This is a genomic window from Myxococcales bacterium (genome assembly GCA_016720545.1).
Classification (GTDB): Bacteria; Myxococcota_A; Polyangia; order Polyangiales; family Polyangiaceae; genus JAAFHV01.
The window spans coordinates 348313-372912 of the sequence record JADKKK010000006.1; the positions used below are offsets into that span (position 1 = coordinate 348313).

The 24600-nt window shown below is 72.9% G+C and carries 27 protein-coding genes and 1 pseudogene; 3 read left to right on the forward strand and 25 right to left on the reverse strand.

Translation table 11 applies throughout. The annotated features are described in order from the left end of the window. Nucleotide 1: 1 nt before the first annotated feature. The 13 genes from IPQ09_15185 to IPQ09_15245 all read right to left on the reverse strand — a co-directional run bounded on the left by IPQ09_15185 (nucleotide 2) and on the right by IPQ09_15245 (nucleotide 10548). Nucleotides 2-2800, reverse strand: coding sequence for a tetratricopeptide repeat protein (locus IPQ09_15185; protein ID MBL0195540.1), 2799 nt, complete (start codon nucleotides 2798-2800; stop codon nucleotides 2-4). 85 nt (nucleotides 2801-2885) lie between these two features. After that, nucleotides 2886-3260 carry a GNAT family N-acetyltransferase gene (locus IPQ09_15190; protein MBL0195541.1) on the reverse strand — a complete coding sequence of 125 codons (375 nt, stop codon included), beginning with the start codon at nucleotides 3258-3260 and terminating at the stop codon, nucleotides 2886-2888. 86 nt (nucleotides 3261-3346) lie between these two features. Next, the gene (locus tag IPQ09_15195) at nucleotides 3347-5344 is read right to left on the reverse strand and encodes an Hpt domain-containing protein (protein MBL0195542.1); all 1998 of its coding nucleotides are present in this window, start codon (nucleotides 5342-5344) and stop codon (nucleotides 3347-3349) included. 28 nt (nucleotides 5345-5372) lie between these two features. After that, the gene (locus tag IPQ09_15200) at nucleotides 5373-6143 is read right to left on the reverse strand and encodes a hypothetical protein (GenBank protein ID MBL0195543.1); all 771 of its coding nucleotides are present in this window, start codon (nucleotides 6141-6143) and stop codon (nucleotides 5373-5375) included. 144 nt (nucleotides 6144-6287) lie between these two features. Further along, on the reverse strand, nucleotides 6288-6722 hold the full coding sequence (locus tag IPQ09_15205) for a HEAT repeat domain-containing protein (protein MBL0195544.1): 435 nt from the start codon (nucleotides 6720-6722) through the stop codon (nucleotides 6288-6290). Then, nucleotides 6719-7003: a hypothetical protein gene (locus tag IPQ09_15210; GenBank protein MBL0195545.1), complete on the reverse strand. Its 285-nt coding sequence runs from the start codon at nucleotides 7001-7003 to the stop codon at nucleotides 6719-6721. Before IPQ09_15210 ends, IPQ09_15205 begins: the two co-directional genes overlap by 4 nt. Before the next feature lie 428 nt (nucleotides 7004-7431). After that, nucleotides 7432-7878: a hypothetical protein gene (locus IPQ09_15215; protein ID MBL0195546.1), complete on the reverse strand. Its 447-nt coding sequence runs from the start codon at nucleotides 7876-7878 to the stop codon at nucleotides 7432-7434. Nucleotides 7879-7916: 38 nt separating this feature from the next. Beyond that, nucleotides 7917-8294 carry a tetratricopeptide repeat protein gene (locus tag IPQ09_15220; GenBank protein MBL0195547.1) on the reverse strand — a complete coding sequence of 126 codons (378 nt, stop codon included), beginning with the start codon at nucleotides 8292-8294 and terminating at the stop codon, nucleotides 7917-7919. 195 nt (nucleotides 8295-8489) lie between these two features. Continuing rightward, entirely contained in the window at nucleotides 8490-8681 is a 192-nt protein-coding gene (locus IPQ09_15225) for a hypothetical protein (GenBank protein ID MBL0195548.1), read from the reverse strand. Nucleotides 8682-8776: 95 nt separating this feature from the next. Beyond that, nucleotides 8777-8965 carry a hypothetical protein gene (locus IPQ09_15230; GenBank protein MBL0195549.1) on the reverse strand — a complete coding sequence of 63 codons (189 nt, stop codon included), beginning with the start codon at nucleotides 8963-8965 and terminating at the stop codon, nucleotides 8777-8779. Nucleotides 8966-9188: 223 nt separating this feature from the next. After that, a complete protein-coding gene (locus tag IPQ09_15235; protein ID MBL0195550.1) occupies nucleotides 9189-9395 on the reverse strand; it encodes a hypothetical protein in 207 nt (68 codons plus the stop codon). Between the two features lie 58 nt (nucleotides 9396-9453). After that, nucleotides 9454-9837, reverse strand: a complete 384-nt coding sequence (locus IPQ09_15240) for a hypothetical protein (GenBank protein ID MBL0195551.1) — start codon at nucleotides 9835-9837, stop codon at nucleotides 9454-9456. A 384-nt stretch (nucleotides 9838-10221) separates the two neighbouring features. After that, nucleotides 10222-10548: a hypothetical protein gene (locus IPQ09_15245; GenBank protein MBL0195552.1), complete on the reverse strand. Its 327-nt coding sequence runs from the start codon at nucleotides 10546-10548 to the stop codon at nucleotides 10222-10224. Between the two features lie 2631 nt (nucleotides 10549-13179). On the opposite strand from IPQ09_15245, the gene IPQ09_15250 reads away from it, so the two are divergent. After that, entirely contained in the window at nucleotides 13180-13353 is a 174-nt protein-coding gene (locus tag IPQ09_15250; GenBank protein ID MBL0195553.1) for a hypothetical protein, read from the forward strand. Between the two features lie 386 nt (nucleotides 13354-13739). On the opposite strand, the gene IPQ09_15255 is transcribed toward IPQ09_15250, so the two are convergent. The 10 genes from IPQ09_15255 to IPQ09_15300 all read right to left on the reverse strand — a co-directional run bounded on the left by IPQ09_15255 (nucleotide 13740) and on the right by IPQ09_15300 (nucleotide 18474). Continuing rightward, the gene (locus tag IPQ09_15255; protein ID MBL0195554.1) at nucleotides 13740-14567 is read right to left on the reverse strand and encodes a nucleoside kinase; all 828 of its coding nucleotides are present in this window, start codon (nucleotides 14565-14567) and stop codon (nucleotides 13740-13742) included. 66 nt (nucleotides 14568-14633) lie between these two features. After that, nucleotides 14634-15077, reverse strand: a complete 444-nt coding sequence (locus IPQ09_15260) for a hypothetical protein (protein MBL0195555.1) — start codon at nucleotides 15075-15077, stop codon at nucleotides 14634-14636. A 330-nt stretch (nucleotides 15078-15407) separates the two neighbouring features. Further along, complete coding sequence (locus tag IPQ09_15265) at nucleotides 15408-15857, reverse strand: cyclic nucleotide-binding domain-containing protein (protein ID MBL0195556.1); 450 nt, start codon at nucleotides 15855-15857, stop codon at nucleotides 15408-15410. Nucleotides 15858-15911: 54 nt separating this feature from the next. Beyond that, nucleotides 15912-16121, reverse strand: a complete 210-nt coding sequence (locus tag IPQ09_15270) for a YHYH protein (protein MBL0195557.1) — start codon at nucleotides 16119-16121, stop codon at nucleotides 15912-15914. 6 nt (nucleotides 16122-16127) lie between these two features. Then, complete coding sequence (locus IPQ09_15275) at nucleotides 16128-16517, reverse strand: YHYH protein (protein MBL0195558.1); 390 nt, start codon at nucleotides 16515-16517, stop codon at nucleotides 16128-16130. Between the two features lie 4 nt (nucleotides 16518-16521). After that, a complete protein-coding gene (locus IPQ09_15280) occupies nucleotides 16522-16890 on the reverse strand; it encodes a hypothetical protein (GenBank protein ID MBL0195559.1) in 369 nt (122 codons plus the stop codon). A gap of 99 nt (nucleotides 16891-16989) precedes the next feature. Beyond that, nucleotides 16990-17148: a hypothetical protein gene (locus tag IPQ09_15285; GenBank protein ID MBL0195560.1), complete on the reverse strand. Its 159-nt coding sequence runs from the start codon at nucleotides 17146-17148 to the stop codon at nucleotides 16990-16992. Between the two features lie 203 nt (nucleotides 17149-17351). Next, nucleotides 17352-17774: a hypothetical protein gene (locus tag IPQ09_15290; protein ID MBL0195561.1), complete on the reverse strand. Its 423-nt coding sequence runs from the start codon at nucleotides 17772-17774 to the stop codon at nucleotides 17352-17354. A 128-nt stretch (nucleotides 17775-17902) separates the two neighbouring features. Beyond that, nucleotides 17903-18238 (reverse strand): hypothetical protein, encoded by a 336-nt coding sequence (locus IPQ09_15295; protein ID MBL0195562.1) that lies wholly within the window; start codon nucleotides 18236-18238, stop codon nucleotides 17903-17905. A 23-nt stretch (nucleotides 18239-18261) separates the two neighbouring features. Beyond that, nucleotides 18262-18474, reverse strand: coding sequence for a hypothetical protein (locus tag IPQ09_15300; protein MBL0195563.1), 213 nt, complete (start codon nucleotides 18472-18474; stop codon nucleotides 18262-18264). 266 nt (nucleotides 18475-18740) lie between these two features. Here IPQ09_15300 and IPQ09_15305 point away from each other — a divergent pair. Both IPQ09_15305 and IPQ09_15310 read left to right on the forward strand, forming a co-directional pair. Next, nucleotides 18741-20265 (forward strand): annotated as a pseudogene (locus IPQ09_15305) (sugar ABC transporter ATP-binding protein). A gap of 82 nt (nucleotides 20266-20347) precedes the next feature. Beyond that, entirely contained in the window at nucleotides 20348-21178 is an 831-nt protein-coding gene (locus tag IPQ09_15310) for an ABC transporter permease (GenBank protein ID MBL0195564.1), read from the forward strand. Nucleotides 21179-23672: 2494 nt separating this feature from the next. On the opposite strand, the gene IPQ09_15315 is transcribed toward IPQ09_15310, so the two are convergent. Further along, entirely contained in the window at nucleotides 23673-23951 is a 279-nt protein-coding gene (locus tag IPQ09_15315) for a hypothetical protein (protein ID MBL0195565.1), read from the reverse strand. Between the two features lie 240 nt (nucleotides 23952-24191). Then, nucleotides 24192-24455: a hypothetical protein gene (locus IPQ09_15320; GenBank protein ID MBL0195566.1), complete on the reverse strand. Its 264-nt coding sequence runs from the start codon at nucleotides 24453-24455 to the stop codon at nucleotides 24192-24194. Nucleotides 24456-24600 lie beyond the last annotated feature (145 nt).

Genomic DNA, 24600 nt, shown 5'->3' on the forward strand with positions numbered 1-24600 from the left:
GCTAGCGGATCTCGAATGCCTTGATCTCGGCGCTCTCCGGGTCGAGCTTCGCGGCCTCGGCGAGCGCGCTCTTGGCCAGGTCCTTTTTGCCCTGCGCGACCCTCACGCGCGCGGTCATGAGCTCGACCTTCGCCAGGCTCTTCGGCTGCGGCTGCGTGAGTCGCGCGCTCTCGACCTCGAACTCGGCCTGCGCGACGCGCCCCGTCTCGAGGAGCCCACGCGCGTAGTCGAGGTGCACGTCGGCGCGGCCCACGTCGACGAACACCGCCGACTCGCCGACCGCCACGAGCTCCGCCCAGGCCTTCGCCTCGACGAGCTGGGCGGTGTAGGCGCGCCAGAGGGTGGTGTCGTGCTGCTCGAGCTTCGCGAGCTCTCGGACGAGCGGCAGGACGTCCCCCTTGCGGTTGTCCTCGAGGGCGAGCTCCAACAGACCCTTCAGCGGATCGGGGCGGCTCGCGTCGAAGCGCCGCGCGCTCTCGAGCGCGTGCCGGGTCGCGGCCTTGTCCTTCTTGGCCTGCGCCGCCTCGGCGAGGAGCATGCGCGCGTCGTAGCCGTCGTGGCCGTTGTCGGTGAGGACACGCGCGCGTCGCTCGACCTCGGCCGGGTCCTTCGCCGCGACCTTCGCCGCCAGGTAGTTCGCGTCGGCGTTCTTCGGGTCGAGCTTCAACGCGGCGTCGAGCTCCGCCTTCGCGCCCTTGTCGTGGGCCACCGTCATGGCGAACGCCAGCGCCGCGTGCGCGGTGGCGTCGTTCGGCGCGGCCTTCACCTTCGCCGTCGCCTCCTCCACGGTGGCGGGGCGGTCGTCGAAGACGTACTGCCGGTCGTAGCGAGAGAGCCGCGCGAGGGCCCAGGCGCGGAAGCGGGCGTCGTACTGCTCCGGGGGGACGCCGAAGGCCTCCTGGAGGACCTGCGGCGTGCGCTTTCCGGCGCCCCACAGCTCGAGCGCCTTGACCACCCGGGCCATGCCGAACGTCTCGACGGTGAACACGAGCATCTGGCTCGAGGCGTAATACGCGACCGACACGTCGGCGCCGTTCGTGGCGTGGGTGAAGGCGCGGTTCATGCTCACTGCACCGGGCAGCCGCCCCTTCTTCAGCGCGAGGTAGAGCTCGGGGTCGAGCTCGCGCTGCCACTCCGACCGCCGCGCGATGGTCTCGTATTCGGACAGCCCCTCGGTGAACCACCTCGGCACGTGGTTCTTCGATTGCTGAATCGCGAACACGTGGCCGAGCTCGTGCCAAACGACGTTGCCCCAGTTGAACGGCTCGCTCCCCGGGCTGATAGCGGCCACCACGGGGCCGAAGCACACGCCCTGGATGCCGGTGTTCGGCAGGCCGCTCGTCCGCACGCTGAAGGGCTCACGACCGGCGTAAAACTCGAGATACACAGGCTTTTTCGGGACGAATCCGTACCTCGCCTTCATGCTCGCCCAGGCCTCGCCCGCGAGGCGAGGCACGTAGCGCTCGAGCACCGCCTTCTCGGCCTTTGGGTACCGCACCTTGAACGCGCCGGTGGCCGCGGTCTCGTATTCGAGGGCGATGCGCTTCTCGTAGAGGTCGAGCGTGTTCTTCACCCGCACGTTGTACGAGTCCTTGCGCCACGCCTTTCGAATGGCCTCGAGCCCTCGCGTCTCGTCGCCGTTTCGCAGCGCCGTGAGGCCGAGGATCGCCCACGCGCGTACGTCCTCGGGGTCGACGCGGACCGCCTCCTCCATCATGGCCACGATGTCGTCGTAGCGGTGCTCCCACTCGGCGAGCTCCGCGACGACCCGGAAGAACTCGGCGCTCTCCGGGTTCTTGGCGAGCGCCTCGCGCTTGCGCGCCTGGAAGCCCGCCGCGTCGTCGTCGAGGAAGCGGGCGGTCGCGGCGAGCGCGATGAGCTCGATGTTGCCGGGGTCGACGGCGAGCCCGGCGCGGATGGACGTCTCGGCCTCGGGGATCTCCATGTCGTGGAGCGCGATGCCCGCGCGCACGGCGAGCGCGCCCGTGTGCCGTGGGTTCGTGGCGAGCGCCTCGGCGAGGAGCTTGTTGGCCGCGCCGAAGTCCATGGTCTGCTCGAGCTTCACGCGGGCGATCGCGACGAGCACGTCGGGGTTCTTCGGCGCGAGGGCGAGGGCCTCGCGGAGGACCTCCTCGGCCAGGCCGGGGTTGTACTTCTCGAGGAACAGCTCGCCGCGCGCGAGCAGGGTGGCCACCCGCTTCTTGTCGGCTCGCTCGCTCTGGTTGAAGAGCGTGTTGGCGTCGCGGGGGACGCGGAGCAGGTGGGCGGCGCGGCCGGCGAGCGCGAGCCCCTCCGCGTCGGTCGCGACGATGGCGTCGCTGTTGAAGTCCGCGATGAGGGTCATCAGCACGGGCTCGGCCTCGGCGTGCTTGCCGAGCTGGAGCAACAGCTCGCCGAGCATGAGGCGAATCCGCCGCCCCTCCACGCCGGCGGAGCCCTTCTGGCCCTCGAGGAGCCTCGCGGCGTCGGCGCGCTTGCCCACGGCGGCGAGCGCACGAGCGCGCACGAGCGTGGCGGTCGCCTTCGCGGCCGCGGAGCCGCCCACCGTCGCCGCGAGGCGGTCAGCGTCCTCGTACTTGCCGCGCGTCACGAGGAGCTCGGCGAGCGCGGCCTTGGCGAGCGGCTCGCCTTCGCCCTTCACGTCGCGAAGGGATCGCTCGGCGTCGTCGTACTTGGAGGCCTCGAGCTCGGCGAGCCCGCGACGGAGGGGGCTCGCGGCGGCGTCTGCGCCGGCGCTTCGGGGGACCGAGGCGACGAGGGCGAGCGAGACGAGGAGCGCCGCTTTGGCGAGAGATCGCATCGCGTGAGCGTAGCCCATTTCCTTGCGCGCCGAGGCGCCGCGAGGACGGGGCGCCGGCCGCGCGTCGATCCGCGCGCGACGACGCTCAGGTGAGCGGCGCGTGCATCTCGACGCCGTCCTCGCCGTCGGCGTAGTAGCCCCGGCGGACCCGGCCGTCCTCGAACCCGAAGCTACGATAGAGCTCCCGCGCGGGGGTGTTGCTCGCGCGGACCTCGAGGAGCGCGACCCGCGCGCCCTCCCCCTTCGCGGCGCGAAGGGCGAACGCGACCAGCGCGCGCCCGTACCCACGGCGGCGGTGGGCCAGTGCCACGGCGACGTCGAGGATCGTGAGCTCGTCGGCCACCCGCCAGGCGAGGAGCGCACCCGCGATTGGGCCCGCGTCGCCCCCCTCGCCGAGCGCGATCCAGAGCCGGGTCTGCGGGCGGGCACGCTCCTCTTCGAGCTCGCGCGCGAGGCTCACCGGATCCCCCGCGGGTGTCCTTGCGATCGCGAAAATGGAGGCGATATCCGCTAGATGTGAGATGGCTGCCGGCGCGACGAGGTGGCTCACGCGGGGCCTCGCGGGGGCTCGCCGAGGCGCGCGTTGTCGGCCACGAGCGTGAGCGCGCGTGCCCGCGGCGCGAGCAGCGCAGCGTCGAGCACCAGAGTGACGCCACCGTCGCCCTGCACGATCGCGCCGGCGTAGGGGCCCAGCCCGAGGACGAGTCGCCCCACAGGGCGCACGAGCGCCGTGTCCGGGCCCTCGATCGCGTCGACACCGACCTTGAACGACGGCGTGTCGGCGCGTTCGCCGAGCTCGAGGACGAACCGGTAGCTCGACGGCGCCTGCGGCTCGAGGCAGTCGCCGAGGTGGGGCGCGCGCTCGTCCGTGTCCGAGGCCGGCGGCTCGCGAACGGCGAGGACGTGCGACGCCAGCAGCGCGTGCCGTACGCCACGCACGTGCACCCAGAGCACGCTCGCCAACCCCACCTCGACGGGGAGGTCGATGAGCGCCTCGACGCCGCGCCCGGGCAGGGTCGCGAACCGCAAGGTGCCACCCAACCGCTCGACCGCGGAGAGCGCGAGCGCGAGCCCGATGCCACGTCCGGCCAGCAAGTCGGCGCTCGTCGACGTCGAGAAGCCCGGCAAGAAGAGCAGCGAGAGCAGCGTGTCGTCGTCGGCGAGGTCGGCCAGCGACGGGCTGATGGCGCCGGCGGCAAGGGCCCGCGCCCGGAGGGCCCCCACGTCGACCCCCGCGCCGTCGTCGCTGACGCCGAGCGCGAGGCGGTTCGCGGTGCGGCGGGCCGTCAGGGTGACGGTCGCCGTGGGCGGCTTGCCCAGCGCCGCGCGCGCGTGCCCGGGCTCGATGCCGTGGGCGACCGCGTTTCGGGCCAGGGCGAGGCATGGATCGAGCAGACGCTCCATCAAGCGCCGGTCGAGCATCTCGTCGCCGCCGCGCACCACGACCTGCACCGCCCGTCCAGCGCGCTTCGCCTCCGTCGCGACGGCCGCGGAGAGCTGCGTGAAGAGCTCGCGGGCGGGGGTCTGGCGCATCGCCGAGAGGTGCTGCCGGGCGCCGTCGTTGACCTCGCGGAGGGTCGCGTCCGCGTCGTGGGCCGCCTGCGCGCGGCGGTCGAGCTCGTCGGCCAGCGCCGCCACCCGACGCGCCACGCGCGCCACCTGCGCGAGCGCGGCGGCGGGCGCCCCCCAGGGGCGCGGGGGCCCGATGTGTCGGAGGGCGTCGGCGAGGTCGGTCCGCAGGCCGCGCAGCTCGGCGGCGGCCTTCAGGTCGGCCATGGCGCGCGCGCCCATCCCGTCGCGCACCGCGCGCGAGACCGCGAAGCCGTCGAGGAGGGCATCGACCGAGGAGAGCTCGATGCGCACAGTGTGCGTGGAGAGCGCGGGGTGAACGGTCGCGGGCGCCTCGCTCCGCCCGGAGCGAGGCGCTCGGAGCAGCTCCAGCGCGTGGGCAGGGTCGTCGAGGAGCGCCGAGAGCGTAGGGCGGTGCCGCGCGATCTCGGCCAGCGCGTCATCGAGCGAGCCCTCCGGGGCGTTCCCGCGGCGGAGCACCTCTTCGAGGCCGTGGCAGAACCAGGCCATCGCGTCGTCGCCCACCGCGCTCGCTGCTCCCTTCAGCGTGTGCAGCTGACGGGTGATCGCCGCGGTGTCCCGCTCGCCGAGCGAGAGGTCGAGCGCGGAGAGGCGCTCGGTGACGCTGGAGATGTATTCTACACGCAATGCGGGCGGCGGAGTGGCCGACTCGAGATCGCGGGGCGGCTCTGGCCACAGCGACTCGAGGGCGGGGAGCCCATCGCGGACGCGCGCGGCCGCGCGGCGCAAGAGCTCGAGCGCTTCCGAGCGGGCGCTCTCCTCCCCGCGCGAGTGCCTGCGCTCCAGTCGGATCAGCGCGCTCGCGAGCTCGCTCTCACCGGCCAGCCCGACCGATCCCTTCAGCGAGTGGAGCGCGCGGGTCACGTCCTCGGCGTCGCCGCCAGCCAGCGTGCGCGCGTGGCGCTCGAGCTCCTTGAGGAGCAGCCGCGCGAGCTCGGCGTCACGCGCGCTCAACGCGGCCGCCCGGCCTGCCGAGAGCCGCTCATGGCTCCTCCTCGCCGTCGTCCTCGCCGAACCACTTCCCGAGCGGCTCGATGACGGGGCGGAGCACGCCCACGAGGATGCCCCGTGGCACCTTCTCTCCCAGCGCACCGAGGGCGTTCACGAAGGCGCGCCCGTGCTCCACCGCGTCCAAGAGGGCGCGCGCCGTCTCGGGGTCGGTGTCGGTCAGCCGCTTGATGCGCTCGGCCAGCTCGCCGAGCGCCCCGCCGACGTCGCCAGCCGCGCCGGCGATGCGCGCCGTCTCTTGGGAGAGGTCGGTCGCGGCCTCGCGAGCGCGGTCGAGCGAGCTCGTGAGCTGGCTCACCTCAGCGCCGACATCGTCAAGCGTCGCCGAGAGCTCGCGCGCGCTCTCGGCGCCGCGGGCCGCGGACAGGCGGACCTCGTCGGCCACGAGCCGCAGGGGCTGCCCGCTCTCCTCGCCGAGCCTCGCGGCCTCGAGCGACGCGTTCAGCGCGACGAGCGAGAGACGCTCGAACACCGAGCTCACGCGGGCGAAGCTCGTCGCCAGATCGGTGGCGCGGGTGGAGGCGCCGCGCGCGCGCTCGCCCACGGCCTCGATGGCCGCGCGCTGCTTGGCGAGGCTCGACGCGACCCGTTGCGCGGTCTCGCCGACCTCCCGCGCGCTCGCCGTCGCGCGATCGTGTGCCTTCCAAAGAGCGGCCGAGTCGGCGGGGCTCGCCGCGGGCGCGCTCTCGTCGGACTTGCGCGCGCGGAGCAGGCCGAACAGGCGGCGTTTCGGCTTCTCGACCATACGTATCCTTACCGCGCGCTCAGGGCGTTGTGTTGCCCTTCGTGTCCGCCGCGCGCCACGTATCCGCGCGATGGGCCGGCGCGAGCCGACGAGCTTCGCCGCAGAGCGGGGAGGGCTCTGGGGTGTCCGCAACGGGGAACCGACTCAGCGGGCGGCCGCGCCGCGCGCGATCTTGGCCGCCGTCTCGCGGACCCGCGGCTCTGGATCGTCCTTGGCCATCTCCGCGGCGAGAGCGCGCGCCGCGGTCGCGTCCGCCTCGACGAGGCCGAGCAGGGCCGCCTCGCGCACGAGCGCGAAGGGCTCCGCGCGCGCCGCCGCTCGCAGCGCCGCCGTCGGCTCCGTGCCGCCGCCCGCCCTCCCGATGCGACCGAGCGCCGCGCAGGCGAGGGTGCGCACCGACCACTGGCGGTGCTCGCGCAGGACGCGCACGACCTCCTCGGTGGCCCGCTGGTTCGCCGCGACGCCGACGGCGTTCAGGGCCACCCGCTGCACGTTCACGTCGGGATCGGTGAGCGCGCCGACCATGGCGAGCTGCGCGGCCTCTCCCTTGGAGCGCGCGAGGAGGGCGATCGCCTTCACCCGGAGCGCCGCGTCGGGGTGGCGCGCGAGGGCGGCGATGCTGGGCTCGCCTTCTCGGTCGTCGGCACGTCGAGCAGCTGCCGGAGCGCGCGCTCGCCGTCGAGCGCCTCGTCGGGTACGGGCAGCGGATCGAGCTTCGCGTCCGCGGCGCCCTTGGTCGCCAGCAGCACGAGGCCGTAGGCGCCCGCCTGCGGGAGCGTCGTGGCGCCGGCTCGGCCGGCGAACACCGCGTCGGCCATGGCGCTCGTGGCCGCCTTGGCCCGGGGCGAGTCGGCCTTCACCGCGCCAAGCCTGGCGAGCGAGACCAGGGCGGCCTCGCGCGGGAGCGCGTCGACGCCGTCGGTCAGCGCTCGCGGCGAGGCCCAGCGCCGCGAACGCGCGCATCTCGGGGGTGCCCAGCTTGAGGAGCCGACGGAGCGGCGCAAGTGCACGTTTGTCTTGGGATTTTGCGATCGACCAGGCGGCCGCGACGGCGATGGGATCCGACGCCACGCCCACCTCGCCTCCCTCGCCTTTGGGGAACACGAGCGCCTCGTATTTGGCCAAGAGCCCCGGATCGCGGAGCGCCCCCGACGCGACCATCGCGCGCGCCCGGAGCGAGAGCTCCGCGTTGCCCTGCGCGAACGAGAGCAGCGGCAGCCCCGCGTTTCGGTTCTCCACGTACGCGAGCACGTCGATCGCCACGCGCCGCTGCTGCCCCGCGTCGGGATCACGAGCGCGTCGAGGAGCGGGCTTCACCGCGCGCGGCGATGCGGGCCAGCGCGACCCGGGCGTCCGCGGCGTCTTTTCCGCCGCCGTGCCGCACGCGCTGCACGAGGCCGAACGTGAGGTTGCCGTAGATCTCCACCAGGAGCTTGCGGAAGATGGTGCGCTGCGGGTTGCCGATCGCGATGGGCAAGAGGTCCTGCTCGAGCGACTCGAGCGTGCCTCGGCCAAGGTTTATCTGCATCGACAGGCGCGCCGCGCGGGCCACGAGCTCCTCGTCGGGGGCGCCGCGCACCACGCGCCGGAAGAGCCGATCCGCCTCGTCCGACTGACCCTTCGAGAGGAGCAGATCGGCGAGCGAGAAGTAAACGATGAACAGGCGATCGTTCTTTTGGATGGCCGCGCGGTGACTGACCACCGCCCGATCGGTGTCCTGACGGGAGCGGTACATGTCGCCCAGGCGCCGGTGACCTTCGGCGTCGTCCGGGTTCAGCTCGACGCCCGCGCGGCGTACTTGATGGCGTCGTCGTCGCGGTAGATCTGCAGGGCGTACTGGGCCATGCGTTGGTAGAGCTCGCGCGCCCGGCGGGGCTCCACCGCGACGAGCTTCTCGAGGACGACGATGGCCTCGGGGACCTTGTTCTCTTGGACCAGCACCCGCTCGAGCGCGAGATACGTCTCCGCGTCGCCGGGCGCGAGCTCGATGACGCGGCGGAGGGTCGCCTCTGCGTCGGACAGCTTGCGGAGGTGAAGCTCGACCTCGGCCAGCGTGCGCCCCACCTCGGGGTCGGGCGACGGGCGCGAGAACCGCTCGCGCAGCACGAGACGCTGGGGCTCGAGCTGGTGCTCGAAGCCCCACAGCGACACGAGCCGCGTGCGCGCCTCCCGGGCGAGGAGCTTGTCGTTCGTGGTGGCGGCCTTCGCCGCGATCTCTTGCCAGATCGCGTGCGCCTCTCGGTACTGTTTGCTCCGCTCGTGCGCCGACGCGAGCTGCTTGTTTGTAGGTGACGCCCGCGGCGTCGAGCTGCGTGGCCTCCTTGAACGCCGCGAGCGCGTCGGCGGTCATGTCGTGCTCGAGGTACACGTCGCCGAGGGCCGACAGGGCCTTCGCCCGCGGCGGATCACCGCCAAGATGCGCTTCCAGGTCTGGATGGCCAGCGCCTGGTTTCCGTCTTGGAAGTAGCGGTCGCCGAGGTCGACCAGGTGCCCAGGATCGCCGGTGGACACGTGGGCGAGGCGCTGGAGCACCTTCATCGAGCGCTCGCCTTCGCCGATGCGACCGTAGAAAATCGGCCAGGCGATCTGCAGACGTCCTCGTCGGTGCGCCGGCCCGCGCCTGAAAGGCTCGGTCAGCAGGCGCAGGCGCGCGGGCGATCTCCGCGCTGCATGAGCGCCTCACACTGCTCGAACACGAACGTCGGGGTTGTTCGGGGCCGCGCGAATGGCCCCTCGTACTCAGCGATCGCCTTGTCGAGCTCGCCTTGTGATTGCAGCACGCGGATGACCTTCAGGCGCAGATCGATGTGCCGTGGGTTCACGGCGAGCGCCCGCTTGTAGGTCTCGAGCGCCTGCTTTGGCGTCGCCCGTCTCTTCGTAGAGCGAGCCGAGCAAGGCGAGGCGAGCGAAGTCGGTGGGGTGCTCGTCCTCAGGCTGCTTGACCAGCACCGGCGGCTGCTGGTCGGCCCTGTAAAAGCTCCGTGATCGTTTCGTAAATCTCGCCTCGAACCGCCGCCTCGGCTCCCGCCGCCGAGAGCGCGCGCTTCAACGTGGCCAGCGCCTCCTTGTTCTTGTGCGCCTTGGCCTGGGCCCGCCGGGAGGTTCCAGCGCGGGCGCGAGGGCGCGGTTGTCGCCCGCCGCCGCGGTGACGAGCTCCTTCAGCTCGACCTCGGCCTTCTCGAACTCACCGCGCGTGAAGAGCTCGCGGCCGAGCTCACCCCGCACGAAGAGGCTCGTCGGCTGCATCTTCACGAGCTGCAGGTGCGCGGCCTTCGCGGCGGCGAGGTCCTTCGCGTCGAGCGCGGGGTCATCAGCGTGCCGGATGGTCTGCTCGCGCTCCGGCGCGGCGGTCTCCAGCGCGAGCCCCTGCTCGTACCGCGTCCGCGCGGCGGCCGTGCCGCCGCGGTCTTGGAGGAGGCGGCGAGGGCGAGAATGGCGGAGGATCGGTCGCCTTCAGCGCGATCGCTGGAAGGTTCACGGCGTCGTCGCCGCGTCCGTCGAGTTTGTAGATTCCCGCGAGCGTCGCGGTGGCGGCGTACTGGTCGGGCCCGGACTGCGCCGCGCGCCCCTCGAAGTCCTTCACGAGGTTGGCGATGTTGCCGTCCTTGTCCCGGTACAGCTGCGCGAGGCGCTGGAGCGGGAACGGCGACCCCGGTTGGCTGAGGACGATGCGCGTGTAGCGCTCGATGAGCACGCCCGACGGCGCTCCAGGGCGCCCGGGCTCGCCGGGCGGCGGCTGGCCGGGCGTGGGCGTCCCCGGCCTCGCGGGCCCCGGCGTCCCCGGCTTGGCGGGACCTGGCTTGGCGGGGCCCGGCTTGGCGGGACCTGGCTTTCCGGGCTTCCCCGGCTTGCGGTGACCCGGCGTGAAGTCCCTGGGCGAGCGCGACGGGCGTGAAGAGCGTCGACGCCGCGGAGAGGGCCAGCGCTAGGAGGCCCAGCGCCGAGAGCAAGCGATTCTTCAGCGACGACAGCCGGGCCACTTCACGAACATAGCGCCCCTCGGGCGGAGAACCCAAGCGCTCGCCGTCCGCGCGGTGACGGCCCCGCTCTCAGAAGGTGCCGGACGCCAGCGGGACCGTCACCGGCGTTCCCAACGTCTCGAGCGTCCCCAACGTGCCCGGCGAGCCGACCGCGCCGGGCGTCTCGGCGAACCACGCGGGCGAGCGCATGGCGGGTGGGCGTCGGAGGTGAGGACCTCAGCGGGGGCAGGTGGCCGCTGTTCCGAGCGCAAGAGCAGCACGAGGCCGATCGCGGCCACCCCGAGCCCGACCGTGGTCGTGACGGCGCCCGCGACGAGCAGGCCGGTCTGGCCTCCCTTCGCCTTGCCGTCGGGCCGCACGCCGGCGCCGACGAGCAGCATCGTGGTGCCGCCCACCACCACCACGCCGCCTGCGACGAGGAGCACGATGCCGGTCGATCGATGGACGAGCGGGGACCACCACCGCCACCGCCGCCGCTACCGCTACCGCCGCCACCGCTCGACGACGCGGGGCCTTCGCGGGCTCTTTCGCGTCCGACTTGGCGGGCGCGCCGCCTTCTTGCGGAGGCTGGGGGGGGGTGGTGGCGGCGGCGGAAGCGCCGGCTCCCCCGCGAGGACTTCGGGGGGGCAAGGCCACGTCGGCCATGTCGCCGTTCGGGCGGGGAAGGAGGCCGCGACGATCGCCGACGACAGCAGAATCGCCAGAGGCCCGCGGGCGTTCCACGTGGTGGTTGGCGCAGGCGCGGCGTAAGGTGCGAGGGCGAGGTGGTCGTCATGGTGAGGTCGTCGAGGCGCAGCGGTGCACGTGGATCGTCGCCCTCGCTGCGCTGGGATGCAACCGAAACACGTGCGAAAGCGCGCACTCCGGCGATGCGACGGTGGCCACCACATCGACCGCCCCAGCGACGGCGACGACCTCGGCGCCCACGGTGGCGACGAAGCCAGCTCGGTCGACGTGACCGAGTCAGGCGTCCACGACCTGGACCTCCGGTCCCTCCGTCGTGACCTCGGGCAGCGTCGTCGACGCTGCGGCCCTCCGCGAGCGTCACCGCGCGCGTATCGCGGCCGATCGCGGGCCCGTGCGCACTTGTCCGGGAGGCACCCGCTCGAGCTCGGCCGGCGCGCGTGCGAGGCGGCCGTCCGTCCCGGCCGCCGAGCACGAAGGTGCTCATCTGCCGAACCTCGGCGGCTTCGGAGTGGTCCGAGGACCCCGCGAGGTCGGGCGGCGACGACGGGCTCCGCGGTCGCATCACCGATCCCGAGTTCGTGCGCGGCATCATCCGGTGCCTCCGCGCGCGAGGGCACACGGCGATCACGGTCGCGGAGGGCTGGGGCGCGAAGCACGCGGACTGGGAGCGCCTCGTGCGCGTCTCAGGGCTACGCCGCGATGGCGAGCGAAGAGCGCGTGCCGCTCGTCGCGATGGGACGACGACGGCACGTTCGACGTCGAGGGCGACATGCCCGGCAAGCCCCTGCGCCTCCGCGGCATGGAGCGCACGCACGTGCCCACGCTGCTCATCCCAAGGCGCTCGCGGAGCACCTCGACGCGGGGCTCTTCATCTCGGCCCCAGCTGAAGACCCATCGCTCCGGCGTTTTCTCTGCAGGTATCAGGGATGCAGGGGCACCGTCATGCTCTCCGACCGGACGCCCGCCTTCAGCCAGAAGTGGCGCATGCACCGAGCTGGGCGCGGCGCTCGCGCTCGGGAAGCGCGCCGACGTGCCCCGGCGGAGTCGCGAGGCGCATAGTGGCGGCGCTGGAGACGTTCGCCGAGCGCATCGCGGACGTGCTCGAGGTGGAGGCGCCGCACGTGGTGCTCGTGGAGGGCGCGCCCTTCATGGGGGCGACGGCTTGGCCTGGTACCCGGGGCCCGAGGCCCTCGCGGTCGCCGGCACGAACCCCGTGCTCAGTCGATCGCGTGGTCGCCGAAGTGCTCGGGCTGTGGGACAGCGACGCGCTCGCCCGCGAGCTTGAGGGCCACCGCACTCGCCGTTGCTGGAGATCGCCGCCGAGGCTCGGCGTCTCGCTCGACAAGCCGCGGGTCGTGGGCGACGGGGCGTCCCTGCTCGAGAAGCGCCGGCCGGCTCACTTGCTCGGCATGGCAGGGTTCGCGATCCACGAGGGGGCAGGCGGCGAGGTGGCGCCGGGCTCGCGCCCCTCCCCTGCGGCCCCGCTCGGGACCGCCGATGCGGGAGGGGCGCGGGCGGCCTGGCGGACCGCGCGGGCGGCGAGGTGCGCGCGAGCCGGCTCCGCGGCGCGCCGCCGGAGCTCGACGGTCAGGTCGACGCGGTGTGGGCCACCGCCACCCCTTGACGTGGGACACCGACTGGTCCGGCCGCCCCACGGGCGTTCGCACCACGGTCAGGTTTCTGTGGTCAGATCAGGCGCTCTACGGGCTGTGGGAGCTCGAGGGTGCGGGCCTCAACACCGACACCTCCCGCCCGGTCGACCACGAGCGCGAGCGCTCTACCAGGAGGACTGCGTCGGCTCTTTCTCACACCGGATCCGGCCCACCCGCGCAGGTACTTCGAGATCGAGCTCGGCCCCTTCGGGCACTGGTTCGACATCGACGTCGATCGCGAGGCGAAGCGCGAGGACATCGCCTGGTCGAGCGGGGCCAAGGTGGGTACGCGGCGCGACGCCGCGGGCCGAAAGGCCACAGTCGAGGTCGCCCTTTCGGCCCCCGCAGCTGGTCGCCGCGCTCGGCCCGGGCAAGCGCCTGCCTCTGGGTCTCTTTCGCATGGAAGGAGACGCGAGGCGGGGGCGCGATCGCCTGTGCCTTTCGGCGTTCCGCCCCACGCGCACGCCTAAGCCCAATTTTCACGTACCCGAGGCGTTCGGGGAGGCTCTTCCTCGCGCCGTAGCCGTCCCTCGATCGAGGGTCGTGCGACCAGGCCACGCGAACCTGGAGGTGCGCTCCAAAGGAGCGAACGAAGGGTCGATGGCGAGCCTGAGACGGAAGGCGAGGAGTCGCCATGAACCCATCGCCCGTCGTGCTGGCTCCAACCCGCAGACCACGCGCCGCGCCGAACCGGAGCGGCCAGCAAGGAGCGCTGTCATGTGTCGAAGGGTCGAGTGCACGAGCCGCCAGAAGCCGACGTTCGCGGGGTGTGGGATGCACATCGAGCAGGTCCTCGGGGATGTCCCGCGCGACCAGCGCTGCCGCTGCCGCGAGAAGCCCCGCGACGAGGCCGGTGAGGCCGGCTTGCTCGCGCGGATCCTCGGCCGCTGACAGGGTGCTAGTCTCCTGGAAGCGTGATCCCTTCCCAGTAGTCGCGCGGCTCGGCCTTTCCCGCCCCAAGGGAGCGAGGGGTGTCCCGTTTTCGGCGGCGGTGGGAGGATACTCATGTTCGAGGGTCGGCGTTCTCGCGCGGTCACCCCCGAAACCACTGTCCCCTGAGCGCAAAGCGCCGCCTCCACCGCGCGGAACGACGACCGAGTTGAGGACGGGCCCGCCGCCGCCGAAAACGGGGCACCCCCTCGCTCCTCGGAATGACACCGAAGACCCGACTTCTGATACGAACCACGACTCCAGGGGACTAGCTCAGTACTCGAAGCCGCTGCCTCCGATGAACTCGCGCGTCACCGACGTCGGTGGCACGTGGTCTGGGTAGATGGTCACGAAAGTGGTCTATCAAGTTCCGCAGGCGGAACGTGGTGAACGCGGGGTGTGAGGAGGCACCCTCGAGCAGGTAGCGCTCTGCGTAGGTCATGAGCACGCTCGTCGTAGACGAGGGCCGAGTCGAACACCACGTCGGCCTGCAGCGTGGGGTAGATGTGGCACAGCTCGCCCCGGCGGACCGACGGCCAGCGGGTGATGGTGTCGGCCGCGGTGTAGTTTCGTGAGTGCCGATCACGCACGATGCGGCGGAGCAGTCGGAGGTCGTCGGGCGCGAAGACGCTCGCGCGGTCGAACGCGAGGGTGGTCGCAGGGTGCACGAAGATCCCGAAGCGCGCCTCCTCGGGGACCGCCGAGCCCACGAGAGCGGGGTTCAGGCCGTGGATGCCCTCGAGGAGCAGCACGTCTTCCTTCTCGAGGCACAGCTCCGCGCCGCCCTGGGGGAGGCTCTTGCCCAGCACGAAGTCGTACTTGGCCGTGCGCAGCCGCTCACCGCGCATGAGGCGCGCGAGGTGGTCCTGGAGCAGGGTGGAGTCGAGCGCCTCGAACGCCTCGAAGTCGTACTCGCCTCGCTCGTCGCGCACGGTGCGCTCACGGTCTACGTAGTAGTCGTCGAGCGAGAGCGCACGCGGGCGAAGGCCGTTCACGCGGAGCTGCGTGGTGAGGCGCTTGATGAACGTGGTCTTGCCCGAAGACGAGGGCCCCGCGATGGCGATGATCTTGACGCGATCGGCGCGGCTCGCGACCGCGTCGGCGACGCGACCTATCCACTTCTCGTGGAAGCCTTCGGCCACGCGGATGACCTCGTCGACCGGAGGCCGAGACACAGAGCTCGTTGTAGCGGCCGACGCTCTCGACCCCGAGGCCGTGGAGCCACCGCCGGGCCGAGGCGGTCATCTCGCCGCCGTAGCGGGGTGCGCGGCCCTGGTGACGGGGGATCGACGCGCGTGGCCCGGTGGAGCGGCATCTCGCGCTCGACCCGCGCGCCGAGGCGCAGCAGGAGCCCCGCGGGGTGAGCCTCGAGCGACAGGCCTTCGAGGTAGCCGGCGCGGGGCACGACGGGGGCCGAGGCCGAGGGCGAAGGTCTCGCCGCAGGTCGCCAGCGTGACCGTAACCTCGCGACGGCTCTGGAGGCTCGCCGCGGCGTCGGCCAAGCCGCGACGGTCGAGCTCCGCGCGCGCCTCGTCGAGCTGCCACACCTCCTCGCGGAGCGGGAGATCGTCGGCGATGACCCCGGCGAGCGCGCGCGACAAGACGTCGAGGCGCGCGGGCTCGTCCACGGGTTTGGGCAGCGGATCGAGGTGGACCACCTGCCCGCTCTCGAGCGGCGAGCCCATGCGCACCCGCGCGCCCCCGAGCTCGGCCCCCGCGCGCCTGGCCGCCTCGAGCAGCGCGAGCGCCGCGCTCCGCCGGAAGATCGCGCCCCTCCATGTCGGCCAGAGTGAGCACGTCGATGTCGAGGCTCGCGACGATCGCCGCCTCCAGCGACGCCGCCTTCTTGTTGAGCTGCGCGGCGACGACGAGCGCTCCTTCGCGCTCACGAGGAGCAGGTGCCCGCGAGGGTGCCCGTGGGCACGAGGAGATCGCCCCCGGCCTCGCGCCTCACGCGGACCTCCGATCTGGCGAGGCACCGAGCGCTGATAGGGCGAGGAGCCCGACGCTGTCGGTCATGGCCACGAGCTCGTCGCCGAGGGTGCGCCAGCCCCCTGCGTGAAGTGCAGCGCAGCGGCAGGGTGCTTTCGGCGAAGGAGAGGTAGCGCGCACGCGAGAGCCGCGCGAGGCGCATGTCGGTGTAGGCCAGCACCGAGGCGGCCCGCGCGCGGCCGCCGAGGAGCGCGGAGCTCGCCGAAGTGGTCGCCGGGCCCCACGGGCCGAAGCTCGAGCTGGCCACGCCGCAGGCGCGCCTCGCCCTCGAGGACGAAGTACATGGCGTCCCCCTCGTCGCCTTCGCGAAAGACACAGGTGCCGGGCGCGAGCGCGAGCTGATCGAGCAGCTCGAGGAGGGTGCTGACCTCCTTGATGTGCATGCCGCGGAGCAGGCTGGAGCGCGCCAAGACCTCGAGGTCCTCGGGGCGCTTCCCGTAGGCGAAGGGCAGCGGCGTGGGGCGTGTCGTCATCCTCGGCCCACTCTATCAGGGAACGAATGAGCTGCGTGTGGCGCCTGACGGCGCTCAGCGGTTCGGCGTGGGCGTGCCGTGGTAGCAGCCCATGAAGTAGGGGAACGTGTCGGTCGCGAAGTATGCGTAGTCGTACTTCGCGCCGGGCTCGGTGATGGGCAGTCCGTTGCACTTGTCGAGATCGCCCAGGCCCGCCTCGTAGGCGTGGATGTCCCACGCGGGGCCGCGCGTGGCCATCGTGTATTCGGCCAGGTGAGCTTCCACGGCTCCTCACGCGCTTCGTGGTCGTGCAGGCCGCGTCGGTGCACACGATGGGCGCCAAGATGGGGTATCCGTCGAACGACCACGCGAGCACGAGACCTCGTTTTCGCCGCCCAACGACACTATTACGCACTCCGGGCGCGCGTGAAAGTGGTAAGTGCCCTGGGGCGCGGTGTGGCCGATGCAGTCGTCGAGCAGGTTGCGCAGGCGGTCGTCGAGGACCGGGTCGCGGTAGCCGTCCATGGGGTTCTCGGTGGGCCCGAAGATGGGTATTCCGGTGACGGTCACGGCGACGTTGCCGAGCAGCGGGATGTCGGTCGGGGCGGCGGCGGCGGCCGGCGCGCGCGGGATCCTGAACGCGTAGTTCTTTGCCTGGAGCCCGTTGGGCGTGAGCGGCACGTATTCAAAGGTGGGAAATGCCGTTCGAGCGAATGACGAACTGGTCGCCCTCGCAGGCGCCGGCCACCGAGGGGGCCGCGTATCCGGCGCCGGCGTTGCCCATGGTCGACAAGTTGGGGATGGAGAGGGCCTGCCAACACCCGGCTGCGCTCGCGTCGAGGGGGGTCGCGTCGGCGGCGGTCGCGTCGGGGAGAGCGCCGCCGTCGGGACCGGAGGTCGACGTGGCGGTCGAGGTCGTGGGTGGCGCGGCCGCCTCCGCGCCCGCGTCGGTGGGGGTCGCGGCGCTGCCGCACGCGGCCGTCGTGAGCGACGCGAGGGACAGCGAGGCCACCGCGAGCGCGACGACGGGGAGAACGTGGGCGTGGGGCTTCATGGCGACACCTCGCCTGCGGCTCGGGCTCGCCATAGACCGTCGTTCGCCCCTTCGGGCCCTCACTTCCAGGTTCATCCGGGGATCCTCTCATCACTTGTGTCATTGCGTCGTGACGCGCACGCGCGCGCGGTGGTCGAGGTTACGGAGCACGGCCTTCGCGGCGGCCGAGGCGGTGGCGGGCGCGGCCGGAGTGTGGAGCGCGTCGAGCGCGTCGAGCGCGACGTCGTCGAACATCGTGGCGAGGCGCCGCTCGAGCACGACGACCGCAGCGCGACCCGAGAGAACCTTCGACGACCGCGGGCAGGGCGACGAGCAGCGCGTCGACCGAGGTGCTGTGGAGCTCGAAGGGGTGAGGCTCGCCGCCCGCCCGGCGCCAGGAGCCACGCACGTACAGGGTGGCGCGCGTCGTGTCGACGTTGGGGAACGTCGCCGTGTACGGCGAAGGCCCGCGCCCCCGGCGATCACGAGGTGACGTGGCAGGTAGCGCGCCTCGGGAAGCGCGTCTCGCCGGCGACGATGTCCCCATCGGCGGCCGTGAGGTCGGTGAGCGTGGCGCGCGCGAGGCTCGACGGATCGACGGCCTGCGAGTGGCCCGCGTGCGCGACGCCGAGGAGGGCCGTGGCGAGCCGCGACGCCGCGCGCTCGCCTGCAGAACGCCACACGTCACCGCCGGGCCCGAGGCAGTCGACGAGCGACGCGCTCGTGTCGACCACGAAGCCTCGGTCGACGCGCACCTCGTAGCCGAGGTTGCTCGTGACCATGAAGGCCCCCGGTGGGCCCGCGGGAGCGGGCGCCGTGCCCGAGCGATCCCAGCGAAGCACGTACCGCGCCGACGCCGCCGTGAGGCCAGGGGGGACTCGGCCTTCGCGGGCAGACGGCGCCACGCCGAGAGCCACGCAGCGGCCAGGCCCACCGCGCACAGCGAGGCGAACGCGAGCAGCGCTACCCGCGCGCGGCTGAGCCTCGGCGAAGACATCGTTGGAGACTACGTGGTCGCCGGGCACGGAAACGATCATCGCGCGATGACTTTTGTCACGGCCCCTCTCGCCGCCGGGCGCTGAGGGCGCGCGCCCAGTAGCTCGTGGCCGCCGCGAGGCCGACCACCGCGGTGGACCAGAGACCGATCTGACGCGCGCGCCGCGCCCACCAGGACGGCGAAGACGGTCACAAACTGCAGCGTTGTCGCAAACTTGCCCAGGAGATTGGCCCGGTCGTCGAGCTTGCGCCGCCGGGCGGCTGGGCTCGCGAGCACCCACAGCACGAGGGGCAGCTCGCCCACCTCGCGCGCGCCGAGGAGCGCCACCGCGGCGAGCGACAGGTCGCCGCGCGCGACCAGCGTGGCGAGCACGGCACCTGCAAAGAGCTTGTCGGTCAGGCCGTCGACGACCGCGCCGGCAGGGGTGGCCAGCTTCTGACGACGCGCGAGCCAGCCGTCAGGACGTCGGAGAGCCCCGCCGCGGCGAGCACGCACACGCTGGCCCACGGGGAGCCCACCGCGAACGGGAAGAGCGCGGCGAGCGGCACGCGCAGCCAGCTCACGAGGGTGGGGCCGTTCACGAGATCGCGCGCGCGGTACTTGCCCACAGCGCGAGTGTAGCCCTGAGGATTCCGAGCGCGCGTAGGGGATTCGCGGCGGGGTTCACAGGGCGAGCGACTCGCCTGTTCCCGCGCGACGCGGCGCGGGGTTCGCGTAGACTCGGCGCCCAGCGCGGCGAGCCAAGCGAGGGAGGCGACCATGCACCGGCGAGTGAGCACCGAAGGGGCGAACGATGGTCGGTGGGGTGCCCGAGCCGACGGCGAGGTGTCATGAACGAACAGGAAGAGCTCGCGGCCCTGCGCACGAGGACGCCATGACCTCCAGGCTCTCCGTGAGGGGCCTCCGCCGCTCGTACGGCGCGACCCGCGCGCTCGCGGGGGTCGCCCTCGAGGTGGCCCCGGGCAGCGTCCACGCCGTGCTCGGCGAGAACGGCGCGGGCAAGAGCACCCTCATGAAGATCCTCGCGGGCGGCGAGACGGCCGACGCCGGCGAGGTGCGCCTCGACGGAAACGTCTTTCTCCCCGGTGGCGCGGCGGAGGCGCAGCGGCTCGGCGTCGCGCTCGTGAGCCAAGAGCGCGCGCTGTGCCCGCACCTCACGGTGGCCGAGAACATCGCGCTCGGCGTCGAGCCGCGCCTGCGCGGGGCGCTGCCCCTGCTCGATCGCGCGCGCATGCCCCGGCGAGGCGGAGGCGAGGCTCGCGGAGGTGCTCGGGGAGACCGGCCGCATCCCCGTCGACGCGCTCGCGGCGGATCTGCCGATCGCCGAGCAGCAGCTCGTCGAGATCGCGCGGGCGCTCTCGCGCGGCGGCGCCGGACCGAGCGCAGCGGCGGTCGCGCGCTGCAAGGTGCTCATCCTCGACGAGCCAACGAGCAGCCTCGGACGCGAGGACGCGGCGCGCCTCTTCGCGCTGGCTCGTCGCCTCCGCGGCGAGGGCGCATCGATCCTGTATGTCTCTCATTTTCTTGAAGAAATTATCGCACTCGCCGACCACTACACGGTCCTCCGCGACGGGCCACGGTGCCACGGGCGCAGTCGCCAGGACGACGACGGCGGAGCTCGTGACCGCGATGGCCGGGCGCCGGGTCGACCAGCTCTTCGTGAGGAGCGCCCGCGCGCGGGCGAGGGCTCGAGGTCGAGGGGCTCGCGTCCGCTCCAGAGCCCCCTCGCGGCGAGCTTCACGCTGCGGCGGGGTGAGGTCCTCGGGATCGCCGGGCTCATGGGCGCGGGGCGCACCGAGCTGCTCCGCGCGCTCTTCGGCCTCAACGCGCGCACCGCGGGGAGCGTGCGCCTGGGCGGCCGCGCCCTTGGCCACGCGACGCCGTCGGAGTGCCTCGCGGCGGGGGTGGGCCTCCTCAGCGAAGACCGCCAGGGCGAGGGCCTGCTGCTGTCACGGTCGATCGCCGAGAACGTCACGCTCTCCAAGCTCGACGGGCTCGGGCTGAAGCCCGGGGCTGGCTCAGAAGCTGAGCTCCGCGCTCGGCCTCGTGGCCCCGGCGCGCGCCGACGCTGTGACCGAGCGCCTGATCGAGCGGCTCGAGATCAAGTGCCGAGGGCCGCGCCAAGCTGTCGGTGAGCTCTCCGGCGGCAACCAGCAGAAGGTCGCACTCGCGCGCCTCTTGCACCACGACGTGGAGGTCCTCTTGCTCGACGAGCCCACCCGCGGCATCGACGTCGGCAGCCGCGCGCGCGTCTACGCGCTCATCAAACGAAGCTCGCCCTGGCTGGCAGGGCCGTCGTGCTGTGTTTCGAGCTACCTCCCTGAGCTGCTCGGCGTGTGCGACCGCATCGCGGTCATGTGCCGCGGGCGCCTCGGCCCGCGAGGCCCGCGGAGGCGTGAGCGAGCGCGCTGCTCGAGGCCGCGCTGGGAGCCACGCCCGACGCCGCGCAAGACCCGCACGAGACGCCGAACAGGGGGCCGCGTGAGCCGCGCGAGCGCGCCTTGGCGAGCCGCGTGGTTCGCGCCGCTCGTGGCGCTGGTCGTCCTCGGCGTGGCGCTCAGCCTCGCGCGGCCGGACACCTTCGCGAGCCCCCAGAACCTCGCGACCATGGCGCGCCAGACCGTGGTGGTGGGCATCGCGGCCGTGGGGATGACGCTCGTCATCGTGCACGGCGGGATCGATCTCTCGGTCGGCTCGACCGTGGCCCTCACGACCGTGGTCATCGCCTCGGCGCTGAGGGCGGGCGCGGGCCCCTTCACCGCGGCCCTCGCGGGCATCGCCACCGCGACCACCGCCGGGCTCGCGAACGGCCTGATGGTGGCGCGCCTGCGCCTCCCTCCTTTCATCGTCACGCTCGGCACGATGAGCGTCCTCCGCGGGCTCGCGAAGGGCTCGCCCACGAGCAGAAGATCGACGCGGACCCGCGCGGCCTCGACGCGCTCCTCACGCCGGGCTCGGGGGTGTTCGCGATCGTGCCCGCGGGGGTGTTCGTCGCCCTGCTCGTCGCGGCCCTCGCGGGGATCGCGCTCGGGTACACGCGCGGGGGTCGCCACGTGTACGCGGTGGGCTCGAGCGAGGCGACCGCCCGGCTCGCGGGCATCGAGGTCGAGCGTGTGCGCGTGCTCGTGTACATGCTCGCCGGCGCGCTGCTCGGGCTCGCGGGCCTCATGGAGTTCTCCACGCTCACCGTGGGCGATCCCACAGACTCGGTGGGGCTCGAGCTCGAGGTCATCGCCGCCGTCGTCATCGGAGGCGCTTCGCTCTCGGGCGGTCAGGGGAGCATCTCGGGCTCGCTCGTCGGGGCCTTCTTGATGACCACGATCAAGACCGGCTGCACGCACCTCGGCCTGTCGAACTGGGTGCAGGAGATCGTGACGGGCGTCATCATCGTGGTCGCGGTGGCGACCGATCGCGTGCGCCGGCCGCGGTCGTAGGCCGCAGACGGCAGCGGCTCGGCGGCCTCCGCCGGTTCTGCCTCGCCTCTCGCGCGAGCTGCTGCTCTCGAGTCCGCCCTCCGGCGTCCTCGTACCTCTGCTGCGCCGCCGCCGCGCCGGCCTGGCGGTCGGCCTCGGCCTTCTGTTTCATCCGGGCCAAGCCCACCTTGCGGAACTCGTCGATGCACTAGTCGTCGGTTTCAGCTGTCCCGGCCTCGTTTCCACGGCGTGCGGGGGGGCGGGCCCCGCCGTGACCGTGGTCCCACTGCGTCAACCCTCTCCACTACCCGTCGGGGACGCTTCTGGGACCAGATTCTCGCGATATCCCCGTTCGCGATGCGCATCATGGGCTAGCCAAGAGCGCGGCGTCGTTGTCGCATGACGACGTCGATTTGCGCATCGGTGTGGGAGTAGTGCCGCCTATTTTCCGCTCTTTCTCGAAAGTCGGGCAGGGTTCCGAGCGCCCTGGGGGGGTCGAGCGCGCGAAAGGGGCGGGGGGCGCGTCGGGCGCCGGCCGGGGGCGCGGGGCCGCGCGGGCGGCGGCGTCCGGGGGCGGGAGAGGCGCCCCCCCCCCTCGGCCCGGGGGGGGGGCTCCCCGGGGGGGGGGAAAGGGGGCGGGGAGAACGGGGGGGGGGGGGGGGGCGGCGGCTTTTCCGGCTTTCCGGGGCGGCGGGGGGGGGGGGGGGAGGGGGGGGTCCCGGGGAAGGTCACGGGGGAGGGGGAAGGCGGCGGCCGGGGGGGGGGGGGGGCCGGGGGGGGGGGAAGGGGGGCCGGGGGGGGGGGGCGGGGCCCGGCGGGGCGGCCGGCGGGCGCGGAGAGGCGCCCCCGCCCCACGAGCGCGGTGCCGCGGCGCGGGGCGGACCCGCCGGCGACCACCCCGGCGAGACCGAGTGGGCCGCCGGGTAAAGGCCGAACGGGGCGCGGCGACGACCGAAAGGGTCGCGGGCCGACCCCTACCAGGGCAGAGTAGGCGCGCGCAGCAGCGCGCGCAGGCGAGGCCGCGTCCGGCCGGTCTGCACGCGCCGCGCGGCGCGGCCCCAGCGGCTGACCGTTCACGGCGCGGGAAGAGAAGGCGCGCGCGCGGGGGGAGGCGACCGGTCCGACCCGCCCGGCGCGCGCGGCGGCGACGAGAAGGGCCGGCCGCCGCCACCACCCGCCCACAAGTCGTCACGACGGAGCGCCCGGAGAGACGGGCGAGCTTGTGTGGATCGGCCGGGGCCGAAGCGAGCGCGCCGCGGGCTGGCCCGGAAAGCGCGGCGGCCGGGAACCCCCCGCCGCCGGGCCGCCTGGGGCGGAACGCGGTCGCGGCGGGCCGGGCCGCGAGCACGCCCCGGGTGCACGACCCGGGCCACAGAAGCCGGCCGGCCACGCCCGACGGTTCTCCGTCGCGAGGTCCGCGCGGGCGGCCCGAGAGCGCGCGCCGGCGGCAAGGGACGCCGCTGGCTCCCGCGCCGCGCCGGGGAGCGCGAGGAAGCCGCGCGCCGACCGAAGAGTCCCGCGCACAACAAGACCCCGGCGCGCGCCCCCGCCGGACAAAGGAGGAGCCGCGAAGTCCCGCGAGCGCCGGCGAAGCGCGAGGAAGGCGGGGCCCGACCCCGCACCGCGGCCAACCGGCACAGCCCGTCCGCCGCGCCGACCGCACGAAACCCCCCCCAGGGGGGGCCACGGGAACGCCGCCCGGGGGGGGACCGCCCCGCCGGGGGGCGAGTCGAAGCGCGCAACAACAACCGGGAGAGACGCGGTCCGAAGGGCCCGCGGAACCGCAGACCACGCAACCCCTACGGCGTGGCGCTCGGCGGCGAACTCCCACCGCGAGGGGATGGGGCGGGTCCGGGCCGGGCGTCCGGGGCCCCCGGGGGGGGCTCATGGGGCCCCGGCGCCGGGCGGCCGCAAGGGCCCTTTCCCCCGACGCACGAATCCTCGGGGTGATCCAAAGATTTTTGGCCGTGAAGATTCCCGTCGTCGACCACGTCCCCGAATCCGAACAACTCCAATTCAGAAGGTCTGCAATGAAGGCCAGGTTCGGAATTGGCGCGCACTTGTCAACGCCAAGCATTCGAATTCCACGATCGCCTTGACCAGGGAGGCCTTGCCGCACGTGTCCATCTGCACTGCGGAGGCTGCTTCCGTCGTTGACTTCGACTCGTGTGAGCGACCTTAGGTTGTGGAGTTCGAGCCGCACCAGGCTTCGCGGGGCCTTCTCAATGCCTTCGATGCCGATCAGGTTTCCCAGCGTGAAGTCGAGAGGTCTCGATGTCTGCGGCCACGGAAAGTCAACCAGACTCTTTGCCTTGAAGCTGAAGAGGCACAGATGCCGAAGACGTTTAGCTTCCGAAAGGTGGAGGTCGGGATGCCAGTTTCCGCAGAAGTACTCAAGAGAAGGCAGTCGCGCGAGGTCCGGAGGAGTGCCCCCTTGCCGACGAAACTGCAGACGCTTCAGCGCTGGGTGCCGATAGATCGGGGACCTTGCCGAAGGGATCGTATTCGAGGGCCTGCGCGACCACGCCCGAAAACACGTCCACCACGAAGCGCACGCTGCCGCGCTCGTCCTTCAAGAGCGCGTAGCTGGCGCCGCCGCGCTGGAGCACATCGGGACCCAGCTCGCCGCGGGTGTACACGTACCGCGTGAGCACGTTGCCTGTCGCGTCCACCTCCGCCGCGGGTTGCAGCGCGTTCCGGTACAGGAATCGATTCTCTGTCGTGCCGTTTCGTCGCTTCGTGATGCGACGGCCGTACGCGTCCAGATCGTAGTCGACGCGGATGCCGCCGGGCAGCTCCGCCGAGTGAGGTGTCCGCGCCCGTCGAGCCGTAGCGGGTGAGACTCGCGCCCTCGGTCTTGGTCAGCCGCTCGCCCTTCCCCGTGTACGTGTAGGTTGCACCCGCGCTCGACGTCACCCGATCGCGGGCTCCACCGTGATTCCGCTGTCGGTACGGTTTCCGTTCCCGTCGTACGTGTACGCGTGCGTGGTCGCCCCGTTCCGCGTCACACGCGACAGGCGACCGCGCAGATCGTAGGCAACCCTGTACGTCACGCCGTTCTCGCGCTTCTCTTCGAGGCGACCGAGGGCGTCGTAGGCCATCGCGAGATCGAGGACCGTGCCCGCGGCGCTGCGCGCTTGGTACGTGGCGAGGCTTCCCGTGCGCCGTGTACCCAAGCTCGCACTCGCGAGTCCCACGCTCAGGCTCGCGAGGCGGCCGCTCGCGGGCTCTCGGGTGAGGAAGGTCGTGCCCGCCCGCCTCAAGAGACCGTCCGCGTCGTATCCATACGATACCGCGTTGCCCGCGCCGAGATTCGCAAGC